The 18,666-nt window shown below is 47.8% G+C and carries 16 protein-coding genes; 15 read left to right on the top strand and 1 reads right to left on the bottom strand.

The genetic code is table 11. The features are described 5' to 3' along the window. The first annotated feature begins 5 nt into the window (after positions 1 to 5). From HPY86_08665 to HPY86_08640, 6 genes are all read left to right on the top strand, one after another. Complete coding sequence (locus tag HPY86_08665) at positions 6 to 614, top strand: hypothetical protein (protein ID NPV14983.1); 609 nt, start codon at positions 6 to 8, stop codon at positions 612 to 614. A 34-nt stretch (positions 615 to 648) separates the two neighbouring features. Then, positions 649 to 1,218: a redoxin domain-containing protein gene (locus tag HPY86_08660; protein NPV14982.1), complete on the top strand. Its 570-nt coding sequence runs from the start codon at positions 649 to 651 to the stop codon at positions 1,216 to 1,218. Next, entirely contained in the window at positions 1,215 to 2,720 is a 1,506-nt protein-coding gene (locus HPY86_08655; protein ID NPV14981.1) for a hypothetical protein, read from the top strand. Before HPY86_08660 ends, HPY86_08655 begins: the two co-directional genes overlap by 4 nt. Before the next feature lie 185 nt (positions 2,721 to 2,905). Beyond that, on the top strand, positions 2,906 to 4,186 hold the full coding sequence (locus tag HPY86_08650) for a 4Fe-4S binding protein (protein NPV14980.1): 1,281 nt from the start codon (positions 2,906 to 2,908) through the stop codon (positions 4,184 to 4,186). A gap of 4 nt (positions 4,187 to 4,190) precedes the next feature. Further along, entirely contained in the window at positions 4,191 to 5,075 is an 885-nt protein-coding gene (lipA, locus tag HPY86_08645; GenBank protein NPV14979.1) for a lipoyl synthase, read from the top strand. Then, complete coding sequence (locus tag HPY86_08640) at positions 5,072 to 6,448, top strand: MFS transporter (GenBank protein NPV14978.1); 1,377 nt, start codon at positions 5,072 to 5,074, stop codon at positions 6,446 to 6,448. The genes lipA and HPY86_08640 overlap by 4 nt, the downstream gene beginning before the upstream one ends. A 9-nt stretch (positions 6,449 to 6,457) precedes the next feature. On the opposite strand, the gene HPY86_08635 is transcribed toward HPY86_08640, so the two are convergent. Next, positions 6,458 to 9,370: a T9SS type A sorting domain-containing protein gene (locus HPY86_08635; GenBank protein ID NPV14977.1), complete on the bottom strand. Its 2,913-nt coding sequence runs from the start codon at positions 9,368 to 9,370 to the stop codon at positions 6,458 to 6,460. Positions 9,371 to 9,930: 560 nt separating this feature from the next. Here HPY86_08635 and cas3 point away from each other — a divergent pair. The 9 genes from cas3 (at position 9,931) to HPY86_08590 (ending at position 18,636) form a co-directional block, all read left to right on the top strand. Continuing rightward, on the top strand, positions 9,931 to 11,544 hold the full coding sequence (gene cas3, locus HPY86_08630) for a type I-D CRISPR-associated helicase Cas3' (GenBank protein NPV14976.1): 1,614 nt from the start codon (positions 9,931 to 9,933) through the stop codon (positions 11,542 to 11,544). Beyond that, a complete protein-coding gene (locus HPY86_08625; GenBank protein ID NPV14975.1) occupies positions 11,483 to 14,107 on the top strand; it encodes an HD domain-containing protein in 2,625 nt (874 codons plus the stop codon). The genes cas3 and HPY86_08625 overlap by 62 nt, the downstream gene beginning before the upstream one ends. Then, complete coding sequence (cas7d, locus tag HPY86_08620) at positions 14,100 to 14,930, top strand: type I-D CRISPR-associated protein Cas7/Csc2 (protein NPV14974.1); 831 nt, start codon at positions 14,100 to 14,102, stop codon at positions 14,928 to 14,930. The genes HPY86_08625 and cas7d overlap by 8 nt, the downstream gene beginning before the upstream one ends. A 14-nt stretch (positions 14,931 to 14,944) precedes the next feature. Beyond that, entirely contained in the window at positions 14,945 to 15,676 is a 732-nt protein-coding gene (gene cas5d, locus HPY86_08615; GenBank protein ID NPV14973.1) for a type I-D CRISPR-associated protein Cas5/Csc1, read from the top strand. 12 nt (positions 15,677 to 15,688) lie between these two features. Next, positions 15,689 to 16,357 (top strand): hypothetical protein, encoded by a 669-nt coding sequence (locus HPY86_08610; protein ID NPV14972.1) that lies wholly within the window; start codon positions 15,689 to 15,691, stop codon positions 16,355 to 16,357. A 202-nt stretch (positions 16,358 to 16,559) separates the two neighbouring features. After that, a complete protein-coding gene (cas1, locus tag HPY86_08605) occupies positions 16,560 to 17,546 on the top strand; it encodes a CRISPR-associated endonuclease Cas1 (protein ID NPV14971.1) in 987 nt (328 codons plus the stop codon). After that, positions 17,533 to 17,835, top strand: coding sequence for a CRISPR-associated endonuclease Cas2 (gene cas2, locus HPY86_08600; GenBank protein ID NPV14970.1), 303 nt, complete (start codon positions 17,533 to 17,535; stop codon positions 17,833 to 17,835). The genes cas1 and cas2 overlap by 14 nt, the downstream gene beginning before the upstream one ends. Positions 17,836 to 17,885: 50 nt before the next feature. Then, positions 17,886 to 18,458 carry a CRISPR-associated protein Cas4 gene (gene cas4 / locus HPY86_08595; protein ID NPV14969.1) on the top strand — a complete coding sequence of 191 codons (573 nt, stop codon included), beginning with the start codon at positions 17,886 to 17,888 and terminating at the stop codon, positions 18,456 to 18,458. A 1-nt stretch (position 18,459) separates the two neighbouring features. Next, positions 18,460 to 18,636, top strand: a complete 177-nt coding sequence (locus HPY86_08590; GenBank protein NPV14968.1) for a hypothetical protein — start codon at positions 18,460 to 18,462, stop codon at positions 18,634 to 18,636. Positions 18,637 to 18,666: the final 30 nt, after the last annotated feature.

The following is an 18,666-nucleotide window of genomic DNA, read 5'->3' as shown; positions in this document are numbered from 1 at the left end:
CTGCGTTGCAGGCGCTGGACAGTTTGACGATGATTTACGGTGATTCGGTGGTTCCAATTGTGTACTACGCGGCGGAGTCGCATCCAGAACTGGAAAGCGAAGCCGGAAGGGCGCGGGCGAACTGGTATGGTGTGGAGCCGACCCTTTTACCACTGGCATTTTTTGATGGCACCAATCGGGCACCGCAGGTGACGCTGCCCGACTCATTTTACCCGATTTATCGGAATATGACCGATGGTGCCCGGGCGCGCAAGACTTTTCTCGAGTTGAAACTGGACAGCACCGTGATTGACTCGCAGCGGATTGCGATTCAGGTTCACATTGAGCCGACCGATTCCACGGTCAATGAGATGACCGGTTTACGCCTGGTTGCGGTGGTCTATGAGGACAGCGTGCCCTACTACTCGCTCTTGATGGGTGATACGGTTTACATCTCCCGGGTGGTGCGTAATGTGGTCGGCGACAGGTTTCGGGATACCGGTGCAGTTAAAGTTTGGAGCCAGTTACGACACCCTGCTTTGGGCACCGGTTTCAGGCTACAACATCGACCGGGTTGGATTAGCGGTATCGGTTCAGGATGTTACAACCCGCGCCGTGTTGCAGTCGGCAATTAAACGAAGGGTAAAAAATTAGGAAGCGGAGGTGTTGATGAAGAGATATCAGACACTGATATGTTTTAGCCTGCTCTCAGCCCTGATTGCGTTTGGGGCAGAGGCGCAGAAGGAAGAAAAAAAGTTCCCCAAGGCACCGGACTGGACCTTGAAGGACATCAACGGCGTTGAGGTGAAACTTTCGGAATTGTTAAAGAACGGACCGGTTTATATGGAGTGCTGGGATTTGCCCTGTGTCAACTGCATTGCTCAACTGGATGCGCTCGTACCGGTTTACGACTCATTGAAGGAACGGGGGTTACAGATTGTTGCCCTTTCGGTTGATAAACCTTCCGATGAGGCAAGGGTGCGCAGTTTTGTCAAAAGTAAAAAATGGCCCTACATCGTGGTACTTGACCAGCAGCAGAAGGTGAAGAAGGCTTACAACATCATCATCAAACCGACTGCGGTGCTGATTAATACCAAGGGCGAGATTGTGTTCACCCATATCGGGTACAAGAAGGGCGATGAAAAACGGATTGCGGATGAGATTGGGAAGTGGCTGCCGGAGAAAGCAGAAGAGGAGAAGGGTGATAGCACTGAAGGCGAGAAGGGTGGCAGCCAGTGAGGGCACAAAAGGGCAGAAGCGCACAGGTAATTTTGCTTATACCCGGCTGTGCGATTCTGTTTCTTGTCACCGCGGTTTTCGGGAACGACTTTTCCATTCAGGGTTCCAATCGCGCCGAGTTCTGGGGGTACGAGTCAAACTGGGCGACCCATATTGAGGACAAACTGGATTTAATCGCCCGTTACGGTGATTTTGAAGGTGAACTGGGCGTGCTCTTTTTTGAACCATCAAAACACAGTCCTGCGCCGCGCCAGCCGTTGCGGCTTCTGGACTACTCCATCGCCTACAACCCGGCAGAGTTAGAGGTGCGACTGGGCAGATTTTTTACGACCTTTGGCCAGGGCTTGACCCTGCGCACCTATTCGGATGACGATTTCCGGCACTACAAAAGTTTGCATGGGCTTTATGGCAGATTCCAGTTGCCATTGGCGAGCGAGGTGACGCTACTGGGCGGCAGGTTACGGGATGTGTTCTTCCAGGAGAACACCTATAAGATAATGAACGAACTGGACACCACCGACCAGGTTTTAGGTGCCAACATAAGTTCTCGACCGGTTCAGTTTCTTGCGCTGGGGGGCAGGTATGTGCGGATTAATCGGGATGTTGACCCGACCCCAAAGGCGTTTACCGAACTTTTCGGGGGTGATGTCAGTGTTGACATTGGTCCGGTAACGCTGGGTGGTGAGGTTGCCTGGCGTCTGGGAACAAAGCCCGGCATTGGCGGCAGGGAAAAGGGTTTTGGTTATGTGGCAAACGCCAGCCTTGCCCTGACCGGTTTTTCCATACTCGGTCAGTATGTTGATTACACCCGTTTGGGATTTCCCGAAGGGGTGTACCATTACAACGACCCACCAACCCCGATTAAGTCCGGGGTGGCAATCAATCGGGGGGTTGATGAACGCGGGTTCGGGCTCACGGTCTCGGGCACACCGATTGACCAACTTTACCTGGAAGGTGAACTGGGCCGGCTCTTTGTCCACGACGACACCTCAGCCGGGGTTTTAGAAGGTGAAATCAAGGGTAGATACAGCCTTGGCGCAAACTGGAACTGGGAGGTCAAGTTCAACCATATGTTGCAGAAGAACATTGAACTGGGAACCTATTCCCGGGTAACAGACCGGCCCGGACTGCTTGTGAACTTTCTGACCGGTGAGCACACCTTTACCCTTGAGGCGGAACTGGGCTGGGTTCAGGAACAGCCGAGCGAACCCATCCCGGAAACCTGGTGGCGCTATCACGAACCTTTAATCTCGTTCAGTTATGGGTACGGTGCCAAATGGCTTTTCACCCTGGGCTGGCAGGGTGTTGATATGGACTCACTCCATCGCTACGACAACCAGAAGTCCTGGCCGATGTTTGAGACGGTCTGGAACATCAGCGAGCGGAATGTGTTGCGGCTGCGGATTGGCGCGGAGAAAGGGGGTTACACCTGTTCGGGTGGGGTGTGCCGTTATGAGGCGCCGTTTCGGGGTGCGAAACTGCAGTTAATCAGCCGGATATAACCGATGCGGAAACTACTCGTCATCGTCCTTTCCCTCATTGGCGCGGTGATTGTTGCGCTCGGTATCAAATTCGGGATGCTTGCGGTAATTCGAGGATTTGCCGGACAGATATGACTTTCCTGTATGGGCCTCGTGTAGGTCCGGCAAAGGAAAAAGTGGCTTTGGGTTTTTGAAGGGCGCATAGTATGGCGAAAAGAAGGGTCGCTCCTTACCGCATCAGCCAAATAATCGCTACGGTAATCTTGAACGGATATATCCTCGCCTATGTCCAGGGCAAAATTCTCTATTCCGGATTTCTCAAAAGTATTCCTGAACCGGTGCTCAACTGCTACGGTGGACCGCTTTCGGTCTTTGCCTGTCCGCTCGGTTCGTTCCAGCAGATTCTCGGTCAACAGGGTATAATCTGGTGGCAAAGGGTGCCCTGGGTTATCATCGGTCTATTTCTCATCATCGGTGCCTTTGTCGGAAGGGCAGCCTGTGCCTGGGTTTGCCCGTTCGGGTTGTGGCAGGATTTGCTTTACAAGATTAAACTGGGCAAAAGAGCCGGGACCAAAGGCTGGCTCACTTTTGGGGTCGTCAGCGGCATCGGCTTAATCGCGGTTGCTTTACTTGCCCTGTTTGTCAAGGTTGCGGTGTGGAAGTCGCTGCTTTTCGGCTGGGTGCCGTTTATCGGGTTGTATTTATACAGCCTGCACAAGGGCAAGATGGCGTTACCAAAGAGATGGTGGTTCGGTAGCATGCTAGTCGGTGTTTTGCTCGGCTTGTTAATCGCGGTCAAGTTTGATGTTGGTCTGGGAATTGCGGCTGGTGTTGGTGCGCTCACCCTGTTCAGCCTGATTGGTGGTAGCCGGGTGCTTCTCCTTGCCGCACCGCTTGTCTTTGTTCTTGCCCTTTTCGGCAAACCGCTCCAAATTGGACCTTTTGCCGGCGCCGAACTGGGTTTAATTCTTGTACTCGGGGTGGTGGTGCTAATCGGGCTGTTTGACCTTGGACTCAAACTTTCCCTGCCGGTCACATCGCTCAAGTTTGTCTTCTTCATCCTCGTTGCCGGGATTCTGGCTTTCTTCACCGGCGAACCGTGGTTCTGCAAACTTTGCCCGCAGGGCACCTTGGAAGCCGGGATACCTTTAGTCCTCTGGGACCCGGTTCAGGGGTTGCGCAGCCTTGTCTCCTGGTTGTTCTATTACAAGGTGGCGATTTTAATGTTTGTCATCTGGGCGGCAATGGTCATCAAAAGGCCCTTTTGCCGGGCGGTATGTCCAATTGGTGCCATCTACTCATTGTTCAACCGGGCAAGTTTAATGCGGATGAAACTGGACACCGCAACCTGCACAGAATGCACAATCTGCCGCCGGGTATGTCCGATGGACATCGAACCCTATGAAGAGCCAAATCAAGGGGAGTGTATCCGCTGCTTTGAATGTGTCTGGAACTGCCCGAAATCGAGTTTAAAGATATCAACCTGAACCGGTGCCAAAACCTTCCTGGCTAAAAACCCGCTTACCAACCGGTGCTGAATTTGACCGGGTAAACGAACTGCTGCGCAAGTACCACCTGAACACGGTCTGTTCTAATGCCCGCTGTCCCAACTTAACCGAGTGCTGGAACTCCGGTACCGCAACATTGATGATTCTGGGTGATGTTTGCACCCGGAGTTGCCGGTTCTGCGCGGTACAGAAAGGAAATCCTGGCGGTAGAATTGATGAGACCGAGCCGGAGCGGATTGCGCAACTGGTTCAGGAGTTAGGAATAAAGTATCTGGTTTTGACCTCAGTTGACCGGGACGACCTTTCTGACCTGGGTGCTGGGGTTTTTGCCCGCGCGGTGCGGCTGGTCAAGCAAAATGCGTGTGCGGATGGAAAATCGGCAGACCCAAACGGTGCAGCGGGGGTGCGGGTTGAGGTGCTGGTGCCGGACTTTGGCGGTCAGGAGGGGTTGATTAAACAGGTGGTTGATTCCGGACCGGATGTGTTTGGCCACAACCTTGAGACGGTTGAGCGGTTGACACCGTTAGTGCGCGACCGGCGTGCCGGGTACCGGCTTTCGCTGGCGGTGTTGCAAAAGGTCAAAGAACTGGCACCCGGGATGCTAACCAAGAGCGGTTTAATGGTTGGTCTGGGTGAGACGATGCATGAGGTGATTGCCACGCTAAAAGATTTGCGTTCGGTGGGTTGTGACATCGTGACCATCGGCCAGTACCTGCAACCGAGCCGCCGCGCTTTGCCGGTGGCGCGCTACTGGGGTTTAGAGGAGTTTAAGACGATTCAGGACGCGGGTGAGAAGATGGGGTTCAAGAGGGTTTTTGCTGCGCCGCTGGTCCGTTCCTCTTATCGTGCCGCCGAACTGTTCCGATGAGCCCGCTTTCGGATAAGGAGATTCAGCAGGGGTTAAAAATTTCGGTGATTGAAGGGGCGTTTGCCACCCTTTACACCACCCTTGCGGGCGGAATGTTTCTTGCCGGCTTGGCGCTTTATCTCGGTGCCAACTCATTTCAGATTGCGCTTTTGTCCGGCATTCCGGCGCTGTCCACGGTGTTCAGTTTCCTGACCAACTACCTGTTGCGCCTTACCCAAAGCCGCAAGCGGCTGGTAATCTGGAGTGCAGGTCTGGGCAGGACCGCGTTTATCCTGCTCTTGCCCTTTCTATTTTTACAGGTCAAGCCCGGTGTGGTTTTTCTTTTGGTGGTGGTGGCGCTCTCCAGCATCCTGATGCAGATTGCCGGTACAACCTGGACCTCCTGGGTGCGCGACCTTGTGCCGGAAGAGCGCCGGGGCAGATTCTTCGGTCTGCGCAATGCGATTTTAGGGGTGATTGGTGTGTTTGCCGGATACAGTGCGGGTCGGGGTATGGACTACTTAAAGGCGACGGGCAACGAAGGGCTCGGTTATGCGCTGGCGTTTGCCCTCGCGGTTCTGTTCGGGCTCATCTCCACCTTACTCCTCACCCGGCAACCCGAACCGGCGCTGGCGCCCCGCACGCAATCCGGGTTCAAAGAGATTTTCTTTGGTCCTTTACAGGAGCCGCAGTTTCGGCGCTTGACCACATTTCTCGCGGTCTGGTTTTTGACCGGCACCCTTGCCTCACCATTCTACTTAGTACATCTGATTAAAAACCTCCGGTTCAGTTTCGCCTCAATTGCGATTTACTCAATGATTGGCGGGGTGATTGGCGTCTTGTTTCAACTCCTCTGGGGCAGGGCGATAGACAAGTTTGGCTCCAGACCGGTAACGGTGTTAAACTTTGCGGTTGTGGGCGTGATGCCGTTTCTCTGGCTCTTTGCCACGCCTGAGTTTCGTTTGCCCATCTGGATTGACGGCGTACTCAACGGTGTGGTCTGGACCGGAGCGAGTTTGGGGTTGTGGAACCTGTTACTTGACCTTGCGGACAATCCGGCACGCAAGGAGAGTTACTTTGCGATTTACACCGTGGTCACCGGATTGGGTGCCTTTTTTGCTTCGCTTATTGCCGGTACTGTTGCCCAGTTCCTTTCCCGATTTCATCTTGCCCTGTTCGGGGTCCGGTTCTACAACTACGATGTGATGTTCTTTCTTGCCGGTCTTGCCCGATTCGCCTGTCTGCCCCTACTTTTGAAGGTTCAGGAGCCGGGAAGTAAACCGGTTCGTCATACGGTGCGGGCGCTTTCAACCCTTGCCCTGTGGCGGCTCAACGCCGGTAAGGATGTCCTTTTTCAGGTGCTGGGCATAAAGCCCCGGGATGAATCAGAATAAAGCAACCCTTTAAGGCACCGTCAACTTCTGCTCAAAGGTCAGTCCGCTCGACTCCAGTTTCACAAGATAAACACCACGGGCAAGATGGCGCAAATCGAGCCTCTTTGTGCCCTGACCGGAAAGGGCAAATGTCAAGTTGCTTACCGTTCTGCCGGTGATGTCAAACAGGGTAACCTGCACCGGCGCCTTCTTCGGTAGATTGTAGGAAAGCACGGTAAAGCCCTTAATTGCCGGATTGGGCGCAATACGGAACTGGAGCGAACGGTTCGGCTCGGGTGTTGCCATTACCCCGCTCTGGTCAGGACCGGGCGCAAAAGCACCGAGTTCCCGATAGCGCCAGAACTCCTGACTTCCGCCCCCTTTCAGCGCGTAAAAGAGGCCATCGTTTGTGCTGGTAAGCGCACCGCCACCCTTGACCCGGCGTTTTTTGCCGCTCATTCCCACTTCCGGTATCGGGTCCAGTTCAATCCAGGTGTAGGTGCCACTCGCAACATCACAACACCACCACTCGCAGGTGTTGCCGCCTTTCAGCGCATAGATGAACCCGTTGTAAAATACCGCATCGCTGCCATCCTTGGACTTCTTGTTCTTACCGGTTTTCGTGCTGGGCAGAGGAATTCCGGGGACAGGGTTTGGTTCCCACTCCTGCGTTGTCAGGTTGAAAATCCACATCTCACTGTACTTCGCCTTATGGGCATAAATTTTGTCAACGCCGTCGTAAACGAGCCAGGAGCCCTTGTCCCATTTGGCACGCTCGCCCGCCGGTGCGTACGGGAGCGACTCCCAGCAGTTGCTGGTTGTGTTGTAGCGGAAGAACTCCTGCCGGTAGCCCTTCAGGAGGTAAACATAGTTATCGACATAAATCAGGTCCGAACCGCCCTTGACCGGCTTGCCACTGGCACCGGTCGGAACATCTCCCAGTTGCTCCCAGTTACCGGTTTCTATTGAATAGCGCCAGAACTCGCGGGTGTTGTTGCCTTTAATCGCCCAGATATAACCGGCACCGTAACAGCCATTGCCGCCGGTATAGGGCTGTTTGCCATCACCACCCGTGGGCCAGAAGTTAAGGGGCGTCCAGGTGTTGGTGTTCGGGTCATAAGAGTAAAAGTCGCTGGCGTGGTCACCGCGCGCCGCATAGAGAAGCCCGTTGTCGGGGTTGAAAACGAGGAACGCGCCGTTCTTTGCCGGACCGAGCAGAGGCGCCTTTTCGGTCCAGCCCGGTTGTTCCGGTACATAAACCTCAACCGTGCCCCGCATCGTGTCGTTGCCGGGCGTTTCATCGTTCAAAAGCAGCGTAACACACTGCGTGCTGAACTCGCCGGGTGTGATTGGGGTCCAGGGCTCAAAAAAGACCGTTGCCGCACTGTTCGGGGCAAGATTGGCTACCAGTTTGGTGTTGTAGTAAATCGTTCCGATTGTAAACCTTACCAAAAAGGTCCGGGTGCCGCTGGCAAAATTCTTCACCCTTGCCTGGGGTATCACCGGTTCGCCGGTGCGAATTCTGTCCCGTGGTGCGATGATGGCGATGACGCCGACATCAATTGGTCCGTAATGCTTGTAGTAGATTTCCGGATTGCCATCGCGCTCATCACACCAGATGATATGGACATCGTTCGGGTTGGCGCTTGTGCCACCGGTGTTGATGCACGGTGTCCCGCGATTCGAGCCATCAATACAGGTCAACTGGGTTGGCGTGCCCCAATGACCTTCCCGAAACCGGATGTTGTAGTAAATCTGCTGATAGGACGAGGTTGTCGGGCTAAAACCCTTCCAGACGGTATGGGCAATGCCGTCAGAGGAGAAGGCGATACAGGGTGCGGTCTGGCTATAACTTATCCCGCTTGACGACACGGTGTCGCCAATCAGTTGAAAGGTGTCCGAGGCATAGGTGCCGAGCCTTTCTTTATGGACAATTCGGGAGTAAGGAGCGCCCGCGCTCCAGACGATATGAAGACGATTGGTCAACGGGTTGACGGCGATAGAAGGCTGGCTATGGTTGCTGGTTATATCACCGGCGATATTCTCCCTCAATGTGTCCCAGATGCCGCCAAAACGACCCTGATAACCAATTGCACTGTAATAAGGCGGCTCTTTCTTTTGCTTTGCCCAGACAAGGTGGATGTTGTTAAAGCGGTCCGCGGCAACGCGCGGTGATGTTAATTCAAAGGGGCGGGCTTCAGATGTGATGGTGATACGCGGCTGCCAATCGGTGTCGATTTTCTCCTTGTAGGCGATGGCGGATACAGCAACCGGCACCGGCGGTGGGGTGATGTAAGAGTAACAGTAAACCAGATGCAATCTGCCGTCTGGTGAGGCGTTGATATCGGGCAACGCCTTATACCACAACAGGGTGTCTTCGGTAATGCGGGTTGTCGGTGTCCAGCCGCCATTGCCGGCACTGGTTGGCGTGCAACTCTTATAGGCGATAAAATAGCCTTCGGGTGAAATGCACTGTTCAACACACCAGACGATATGGACATCACCCATTGAGTCAACGCAGATTGCCGGGTTGTAAGAGTAGCCGATGTTAGCGATGTCTCCCGAGAGGCAGGTGTCTAAGGTCCAGCCGGTGCTTGGATAATAACGGCAATAGTAAATCTGGGGTGAATAGGCGCCCGGACTCCGTTCCGAAACCCAGACGACATGAACCCGACCACACAGGTCAACCGCAATCTGACGCTGGCCATCGCCCTCATTACAGTCGCTGACGGTGTTATTGGTCAAACGGACCTCCACATCCCACTGGCAATCGGTAAACGACCACTCATCAAAGTTACGCTGGGACAAACGGGCGGTTGTCTCTTCATCGGGATTGAGCCGTAACGGTTCAATCCTTTGAGCGTCCGGTGGCGTAAAAGTTCCTGATGCGAAAACGGCGCCGATTAACGCGGGGACAAGATATGACAAAAAAGTTCTATGCATCTCAGCCTCCTGTTCTTTAACTTACTTCAAATGCCAAACCCGGTAAAATTTCTACCTATTTTACCGGTAAAATTCTCCTCAAATGCGACGCTAGCCCTATTGCGTCTCAACATAATATATACCGCAAAAACCCGCCTTTGTCAAGTTTTTTAAGCAGGGCGTGGTGACCGGTATCTAACTATTGAAAAGTCAACGACTTGGGCAGATGAGTACCTCGCTCACAAACAGGTCATATTACTGTTAAAACCCTATTTCCCTGACATTTCAACTTACCGGCAACCGGTTGAATCCCAGATAGATACCATACCCGAAACGGTATCGGTAACGGTCCCCTCCCTCCTTGTGGGGATAGTATCCGTGATGGCTGTTACCCGCCTCAGGCGACACACTGCCGAATTTCTCAACAGGGGAGAAAGATATGTGATAATATAGTAACATACATAACGGCAACACATACTAAAATAAGGATTTTGCTTGACAGCGGGCAGGAAAATATGTATATTAAGGCAACATCGAAAAGGGTAAATAGATATGTTGACCGCAATTCGTGATATTGGCAGATGGCAGAGGAGAAGAGAGAAGCAATGCTCCATATAAGTCCTCGATTTGTGAAACAAGGTGATGATGGTCTCCGTCCTTTTCAAAAACAGATTATTGAGTTGCTCACAAATTCAGACGCAAAATTAATCTTTGTAGAAGCCCCCGTTGGTTCGGGGAAGAGTCATGTTATTAGAAAGTTATTGGAGCTTAACTCTTTTGAGAGAATACCTTTGGTATTTACATACCCGACAAAAATCTTAATGGAAACTCAGGTGAGGTCGCTTGGGAAGGATGTCGGAGAAGGACGAGTAGGCGTATGGCCCTATACAGATTTTATTAGTGGTGGGATTAATGTCTTTCTATATTCATCGGATTCTTTATTATATTACCTCCGAAGTAAACAAATTGAGAGTATTGAAAGTCGCGGAAGACTGATTGAAAAACTGTTTTTTGACCTGCAGTGGCATTCAAAAAAGGGGGGTGTGATTACCTCGCCCGATGTACTTTTTTTAATATATAAAGAGGCATACACAAGGTCAAAGGAGATTCAGAATGCACTTGCTAATGCCATTGTAATTTTTGACGAATTTCATCTTTATTCGGAATTGAAAAATTTTCCAATATTAGTAGACGAGTTATTATCAAAAAATGTAAACAAAGTAGTAATGCTTTCTGCCACACCATTCGAAAGTACCGCCTTAAAAGAATTAAAGAAGAGGTATAGTTTTGCTCATATAGATTTTAATAATTCTGAGGGTAGTGAGCGAGACGAGATATTCAATTACCCCTTGAATTTTGATTATTACAATTTTAGACTGACCAATATCGCGCAAACACTGGAGAAGATTACATCGCTCATTGTTGAACTTCCTAAACCAATGGCGTATATTTCAGACAGTGTATTCAGATTACAGCATATAAAACGCAATTTGCTAAACCAGAACTTTAACGAGATAGAAATCGTTGAATGGAGCGGATTGGAGAAGGACTTAGTACATCCAATAACCGAAAAGACCTTTGTGTTGGGCACTTCCGCCATAGAAGTTGGAATAGATATGCCTTTTAAAAGTTTGATATTTGAAGCCAGTTATTGGACCTCTGCGATTCAAAGACTGGGACGGGTTGGAAGAAAAGAAGCAGGCACGGCCGTTCTTTTGACAGCAAAAGATTTACGGCCTTATATAAAAGGGAAGAAAAACTGGGAGCGAACATCTTTTGAAAAAGAAGTTTTAAAGGAAGCATTTCCCAATCCCCGTGAGGATTTGGTTTTTGGCGATTGTTTTCGCGGGAAGAATTTTAATTTTTTGCTTTTTGACACCGAACTTAATAAGTATTTTATTTACCACGAGGCACTTTTTTCTATGTATGACATTGACGATGACTATGAATACGAATGGCAACGAAAATCTCAAGATGAAAAGGGTGAGACATTGAGGGAATTTAGGATTCCGGAATCTGAATGGGAAACTATATTATTAAGAGACAAGCTGTTCCCGTTCTGGGGAGTATTAACCGGAAAACTGGCACGAGAATACTCTTCAAGGCCGAATGTTGTTTATGATGAGGGCAGAAATGAACTCCGGATATTGGCAAAAGACCACTATGTCTTCTATGGTGGCAGACATGAAAATTGAGGAAGTTATAAAAATATTAAACCCTCAATTTGGATATTGGGCAAAGTCCAACGGCGAATTACTGTATGCGCATCACTTTGCGGTCTGGTCTATCTTTAAGAACCTTGCCAAACTCTGTCCATCTCTTGATGAAGAGGAAAAAGAAGACATAGAGGTCGCTTGTCTTGTGCATGACATAGGGAAAATGAGAGATGAAAACCAGAGAAAGTTAAAAAATAATGAAAGCCTGGTTACACATCGTATAGAGTTGGAGGATTTGAAGCTGTATTTTAAAAATGCTGGAATCCTGGATGCTATTCCCGAGGAAAAGATAAAAAAAATACGAGATATCATACACACACACCATAGCGTTGCCGAACACGATTTAAGTGAAATCCGCACTCCTGGTGCCTCTTTCTTTACCAATTTATTGAGAACTGCCGATTATATCGCTTCAATGGAAACTATCGCTTTTGATACCCTTTATCGCCTTCGGGAATTGTATAGAGATAAAATAGATTTCACCTACTTCTCTTTTTCGCGTTTTGCTTCTCCCACGACATTCAAAGTTGTAGATATTTTGATTCAATCTTATAAAGAGAAAGGGTGGCTTCTCCTGAGAACTTTTGAAAATGGTGCTATATTTAGTTCTAAACCTAAAACAGCGCTGCCTGAAAAAGTTGGTTGCGTTAAGAAAATTAATGAAGAAATAATAAAGGGGTCGCTTTCCCTGCAAAAACTTCCATCAAACTACACCGGCGACTTTTTGACTCTTCTTTCAAGAGAATATCCGGATGTATTTTTAACATGCAATAAGGAACAAATACTTAATGCCCTTGGAAATAGAGACCAGAAGGCGGTAGTATTTTTTAAATTGGCGAGAGACATTTTATCTGCCCGCAATTTGATTCCAGATAGACTGACGAAAAGGTTAATAAAAGGTGAACTCAATAATCCCTGGATACTTGGTGTAATCGAGAGTGCAAATAGTACCAGTGCACACAGATTTAGCAAGGCGTTGTTCAAAAAGTTTACCAAAAAAGAGCCTCCGGAAAAAGTTAATAGACAAATGATCGACCCTCTTTTTGACGGAGCGCGGGTTGTGGATTTATTCCCTCCGAATTTAAACTTACCTGTAGGCAAGAAAACTGAACTGGCAACGCTGGAACCTATTGAACTATTTGAAATATTGGAGGCTGCTGCACGGACCCAAGAAAAAGAGCATAATTCAGATCTTGAAGATTACATTTCAGTTAGTCTCTCAATGGACGAAGAAACCGATTTTCGCGGGCTGGCCGAATTGTGTTTTGAGAGATATCGCAATTACAAAAAAACATCCAATGCTGAAAGAGGGGTATGTGAAAGATGCGGCTGTCCAGTTTCCCAAAAAATGCAACCGGCATTAAATCTATCACAGAGTCCCCAGTCGTTTTCTCAAATAAAGGCAAAGTATGACTATCGTGCAATCTGTGGCTTGTGCGGGTTTGACAATCTTACCCTTAGGCGAGATGTTCGAAGTAATCAGAATCGTATCTATTTAAGACTTGAAACTAAAGTCCCGGATATGCTTTTACACTATCAGGGAATAAAAAGGCTTATAGCAATGGTGGCTGCTGGGGTGAGAAATCCACGGCAGATTACTAATTTCAGAAAAATTCCCGAATTGAACAACCTGCCCTTTCCTGACCGAATAGAAATTCCTATCGGCACCGAGAGGGATATAGATGAGTTGACAAAAGAACCGATATTGCAGAGCGACAGCGGAATTTTATTTGTAATAGGGAGAGATATTGCGATAGAAGAATATAGCCCCAAAGACTTAAAGGCAAAGTACGAACCTTTGTATCACATAATGAAATACCTTGGTTTTAAGGTTTCAATAGGTGCAGAAGAGCAAGTTGGGCTTTTTGGTGAAGATGTCTTAACTGATGAGAGGGGCGAAAATTATTACCTTTCTCTGGCGACGATTCTGCTGGCAAATATTATTGGCAAAACACAAAAGCAATTTGTCTTCGCTCGGAATTTGATTCTTAATTCACCGAGTACCGTTCTAATGTCATTGGCTGACATAGGAGAAGGTAAGGGAAAAAAGAGGTTTACCAAAGAGCAGTTTGAATTATACGCCTCGTGGTTAATTAAGGCGTTAAAGATGGCAAACTTAAAAATTATAGAAGGAGGTGAACTAACTATGGACAATCTTTTAAAAGACGCGGCATTTTTTGCCGACAAAGAAAAAGGGATCCCACATTTTTGTGTGGAACCTGAAAAAAGAGGCGAGTTCTGGAAAGATTTGTCTAAGCATAAGGCAGGGAAACCCGTTGCACAGGCTCTTGATGCCATTATGGCAGGATTATCTTTTGATATGGCGATGGAAAGGTTTATGCGGAATTTATCGGTTAAAATCGGTCAAGAAGAACAAGGTGAATTGAGTAACTTTGTTAAAAAAGCCAAGGAAATCCTTAAACGCTATTACGCAATCCGTAAGAGCGATTTAAGCGACTTCTTGAAGGCCAAGAACTCACTGCTTTCTGCAATCTTTATTTTAACGAGGTACCAAAACCTAAAGGAGGTCATAAATGACTAACGCAATGGGCTTTTTTAATGATATAAAGGTATTGCCGCGGGGCCGTTATCTTCAACTGGTAGTAAAGATAACACTTCTGGACGATGCGATAATCCGCTCCAATGAACCCGAGGAGGTCTTAACTTTCACCTACAAAAAACTCGGGACCCGATTCATTATCCCTTGGCGAAAGGTTAAAGGCAAACTGCGCAGAATGGTTATGGAAAAACAACGGGAGTTAAATATCCCTCAGGATTCTAAATGTTATTTAAAGGACAATCTCTGTATGAAGTGTCCTGCTTGCCTCTTATTCGGCGGTACCGGTGAAACATCTAAAACAAAGTCGAGTTATAACCTGTTATCGAGGGTTTTAGGTGAAACATTCATCTCGCAAACAGAAGTAAAAGATATATCTGCTTACACGGCAAATGCTGTTGACGAGGAAACATTAACTACAGGGCAAGCACTGATGACGATTGTAAAAGTACCCACTGAGACCGAATTTATTGGTGTCGTTACTTTACGAGACCCCACCAAAGAGCTGACTGCTATTTTGGTTGACAACCTGAATAGGCTTACTCGCTTGGGGGCATCAACCAGGGAATGGGGTAAGGTGAAGACTGAAATAATCGGTTATGTATTAAGTGATAGAGAGATGCTTTCTTCTTACGACATAGTGCAAGAGATGCCAGCCGACTTAAACAACATTAAAGATTTACAGCTCCCACCTGTTGAGGATTCTTTTCGTAAAGTTGCTGATGCAATTATCAAAATACTACCCGAAGGGGAAGGGGGGCAAGGTAAGAAAAAACAAAAGGTGACGGCTGAAGCAGAAAAAGAGTAAGAAGAGTCATCAAAATGAAGGTTTTTGCCTGCTCTATTTATCTCCTCGACCCATTATTTTACGCCCGGGAGGGTCTGTCTGCGGCATATACACCCCATTATCTCCACGCCACTGCAATTAATTTTGCCGTAACTGCTGTAATTTCGCCTGAGGTCACGGGGCTGGACCCCCAACACCAATCTTATGTAATTGGCGAGCATAATGGTGGCAGAAATACCCCGCGGTATAAAAACTCGCTTGCTTCTGATAAGTTTTATTTTACCCCGGCCAGGTTAACAACTCCGTTGAAATACTTGCCAGAATGGACTAAAGGTGAAAACGATGGTTTTGTTGCACAAACAAAGAGGGGTGAAGTCTTAAAGGCTGAGATACTAAACTATCTTCCGCCGGAGGCAGAATTCAAAGGTTTTTTGATTTCCAAGACGGATGTTGTTTTTCCCAGCCTTATTCGTCTTGGCTCATTCCGTGGTAAGGCACGCCTTCATCTTGAAGAGTTGGAAATTGTCGGGGTATTTGAAAAAGAACAAACAGCCTCCCATCCCGTTGACCCTTTAATAACTAAGGTTTTTAGGGGAGTTATGGTAAATATGTTCCCATATCCCATAGTCGATAACGCGACAATCGCGCGTGGTGTAGTGGCAAAATCCCAGGAAGAGCAGATGCTAAGGGTTATAGCCTTGCCAGATGAATGGCAACTTCCTGTGCTGAAAATGGTGAGAAATGGAGGGCGCACAATTATTGTATAGGATTAATAATATATGAGGACTCTGGCGGTAGCTACCCTAAAAATTCCGGCATCGCGTCCTTTGAAGCCCTATGAAGCTGCAGTAATCCGGGGATATCTCGGTCGCCTTTTTCCTGACAACCCTTTATTTCATCATCATTTAGATAACGGGTTTCTTTACACCTATCCCCGAATCCAATTTAAGGTTATAGACGGAATAGCTTATATTGTCATTATTGAAGAGGGGATTGCGTTACTTACAACCATCCAGAATACAATAATCAACCTTAAATTGGTATCGAATCGCTTAGAGTTCTACGAACCGGGTTTACAGATGACCACTGTTTCTTTTGGTTCGACAGACGAAGAGTATAGATATGTATTCATTACTCCGTGGTTGGCTCTTAACGAGAGAAATTTTCAAATATATGTCAACTCCGACAAACGAGATGAAATTTTAAAGCGTGCGTTGATTGGTAACATTCTTTCAATGTCCAAGGGGTTGGGGTATGTCGTGGAGAATGACTTAAGAGCAACCTTGAGTATGAAAGAAATTCGTGCTACCTTGAAAGGCACACCGATGCTTGGATTTTTAGGCGAGTTTGTGGTCAATTTTGAGATTCCTGACTACTGGGGTCTGGGAAAATCGGTATCAAGAGGGTTCGGGACGATTAAAAAGAGTTTAAGAGTTGGGAGTTTATAGAGTTGTTGAGTCGTGAGAAGTAATGAAATGGCAAAGATAAATAGGTTTGAAGTTATAAAGGTATGGCAGCTCTTTATGTTGCCCTTGACCAGAAATATATTGTGCGAAATGAGTTTGAAACTCTGTATCAAACGGCTGATGAAATATCAAAGATGATTATGGGTTTTTCAAGTTATCTAAGGAAAAACTCTATAAACTCCTTATGAACCTGGTCATCAACACCTACGGTGCCTATCTGCAGCGGCAGGGCGACTGTTTCCGGGTTAAGGCAGAGGATAAAGTTTACGATATCGCCTGCTCCAAGGTTTCTTCAATTCTCATATCAACCGCCGCTTATCTGACAACCGATGCGATTAAACTGGCGATTGACCACAATATTGACATCATCTTTATTGACGAGTTCGGCGAACCTTTCGCCCGCATCTGGCACAGCCGTTTTGGCAGCACAACCGAAATCAGGCGCCGGCAACTGGCAATCGCCGAAACCGAAGACGGGTTCAATCTTGCCCTTTCCTGGGTGAAGCGCAAGTTTGATAACCAAATAGAACTTTTGAAGAAGTTGCGAACGACCCGCACCCGTAAGTCTGCCGAAATCACCGCCTATATTGAGAAACTTGCAAACTGTCGGCAGCAACTGGACACTTTGACCGGAACAGTTGATGAGAAGCGAGGCACAATTATGGGTATTGAAGGCAGCGGCGGCAGGATTTACTTTGAGGCGCTCAGTTTTCTTATGCCCGAGGATTATAAGTTTGAGGGTAGGAGTCGCAATCCGGCAAAGGATGAGTTCAATGCGCTCCTTAATTATGCCTATGGCATCCTTTATTCTCGGGTGGAAAGAGCCTGTGTTATTGCCGGTCTTGACCCTTATGTTGGCATTTTGCATACCGACAATTACAACAAGAAGTCGCTGGTTTTTGACATAATCGAAAACTACCGGGCTTGGGCGGATGAGGTGGTTATAAATCTCTTTGCCGCACGCAAGGTAAAGAAGGAGCATTTTGACCGATTAGAGAACGGCTACACTTTGAACAAAGAGGGTAAGGCGGTTTTGATTGAGGCTTTCACCCGCTTTCTTGACGAGTCCATTCGTTACTGCGGCAGGAACATCAAACGGGCAGACATTATCCAGTTTGACTGCCACAAGATTGCCAATAACCTTCTGTCACGGGAAGATGAATCAGGATAATCTTGTCTGGGTAATCTACGATATTACCAACAACAAAACACGGGGCAGAATTGCCCGTGCCTGCAAAAACAAAGGGCTATATCGGGTGCAGAAGAGCGCCTTTCTTGGTAAACTCAACCGCACCCAGATTGCCGAACTGAAGGCGATTTGTGACGACATTATTGACCCGGCAGTAGATTCAGTTTACATCTTTCCGATGTGCGAGGAGGATTTCAAAAAAGTGCAACTTTTAGGTCAGGCATTTGACCGGGAACTGGTCTCGGATGAGGTTAAGGCGCTATTTCTATGAGCGGTGAGATTGAGACAGGCTTAATAGATTTTGATACCGAACGCACACCGATGATAACAACCTCGGATGTGGTTGAACATCTATTTTGCCCCCGATTTACTTACTTTATGAACTGCCTGAAGATACCCCAGAACGAGGATTTACGATATCTGGTGCTCAAGGGCAGAGAGATTCACGAAAATCGGGCAAAGGAGAATCGGGACTATTTGCGAAAAAGGATTGCCTGTATCAAAAAGGAAATCAATGTCTATCTTGCTTCACCCCGAATTCGGGTTCGGGGCGTGGTTGATGAGGTCCTCACTTTTGCCGATGGCACGATGGCACCACTGGACTACAAATACACCGAATACCGGGAATACCTGTTTCGTACTCATAAATACCAGTCGGTCGTCTATGCGATGCTCATTCAGGAGACCTATCAGAAACCGGTTGTTAAAGGCTACATCTGCTATGTGCGTAATGGCGCTTTGCTAAAAGAGGTGCTTTACAAACCAGACGATTTTGCTTATATTTTGGGCGTGATTGATGAAATCTTTCGAATAATTCAAAAAGGTTATTATCCGGCAAAGACGAAATTCCCTAATAGATGTGTTGACTGCTGTTATAAAAATATTTGCGTTTAAGATGGCGCTCTTCTATTTTAAAGAAAAACAGGAACTTACATTTGCGAAACTCTGCAGAAACGGCTATTTTTGCGTTTTGCGACGCCATTTTGAAGGTGTAATTTTGGGAAAAAGAGCCGGAGAAAAAACGAAAGAGATGACAGAAATTCAAACTGTTACGAAGAAAGTGCGGTTATGATGATGTATCCACTAAAACAAGGATTGAAAC

The sequence above is a fragment of the candidate division WOR-3 bacterium genome, assembly GCA_013177935.1.
Lineage (GTDB): Bacteria > Hydrothermota > Tepidihabitantia > Tepidihabitantales > Tepidihabitantaceae > Tepidihabitans.
This window is presented reverse-complemented; position numbering and strand designations above follow the sequence as displayed.

Excerpts from the sequence above, each read along its gene's own strand:
- HPY86_08660 (NPV14982.1), top strand. The coding sequence starts at position 649 with ATGAAGAGATATCAGACACTGATATGTTTTAGCCTGCTCTCAGCCCTG.
- HPY86_08650 (NPV14980.1), top strand. The coding sequence starts at position 2,906 with ATGGCGAAAAGAAGGGTCGCTCCTTACCGCATCAGCCAAATAATCGCT.
- HPY86_08640 (NPV14978.1), top strand. The coding sequence starts at position 5,072 with ATGAGCCCGCTTTCGGATAAGGAGATTCAGCAGGGGTTAAAAATTTCG.
- HPY86_08635 (NPV14977.1), bottom strand. The coding sequence starts at position 9,370 with ATGCATAGAACTTTTTTGTCATATCTTGTCCCCGCGTTAATCGGCGCC.
- cas3 (NPV14976.1), top strand. The coding sequence starts at position 9,931 with ATGGCAGAGGAGAAGAGAGAAGCAATGCTCCATATAAGTCCTCGATTT.
- HPY86_08625 (NPV14975.1), top strand. The coding sequence starts at position 11,483 with ATGAACTCCGGATATTGGCAAAAGACCACTATGTCTTCTATGGTGGCA.
- cas7d (NPV14974.1), top strand. The coding sequence starts at position 14,100 with ATGACTAACGCAATGGGCTTTTTTAATGATATAAAGGTATTGCCGCGG.
- cas5d (NPV14973.1), top strand. The coding sequence starts at position 14,945 with ATGAAGGTTTTTGCCTGCTCTATTTATCTCCTCGACCCATTATTTTAC.
- HPY86_08610 (NPV14972.1), top strand. The coding sequence starts at position 15,689 with ATGAGGACTCTGGCGGTAGCTACCCTAAAAATTCCGGCATCGCGTCCT.
- cas1 (NPV14971.1), top strand. The coding sequence starts at position 16,560 with ATGAACCTGGTCATCAACACCTACGGTGCCTATCTGCAGCGGCAGGGC.
- cas2 (NPV14970.1), top strand. The coding sequence starts at position 17,533 with ATGAATCAGGATAATCTTGTCTGGGTAATCTACGATATTACCAACAAC.
- cas4 (NPV14969.1), top strand. The coding sequence starts at position 17,886 with ATGATAACAACCTCGGATGTGGTTGAACATCTATTTTGCCCCCGATTT.
- HPY86_08590 (NPV14968.1), top strand. The coding sequence starts at position 18,460 with ATGGCGCTCTTCTATTTTAAAGAAAAACAGGAACTTACATTTGCGAAA.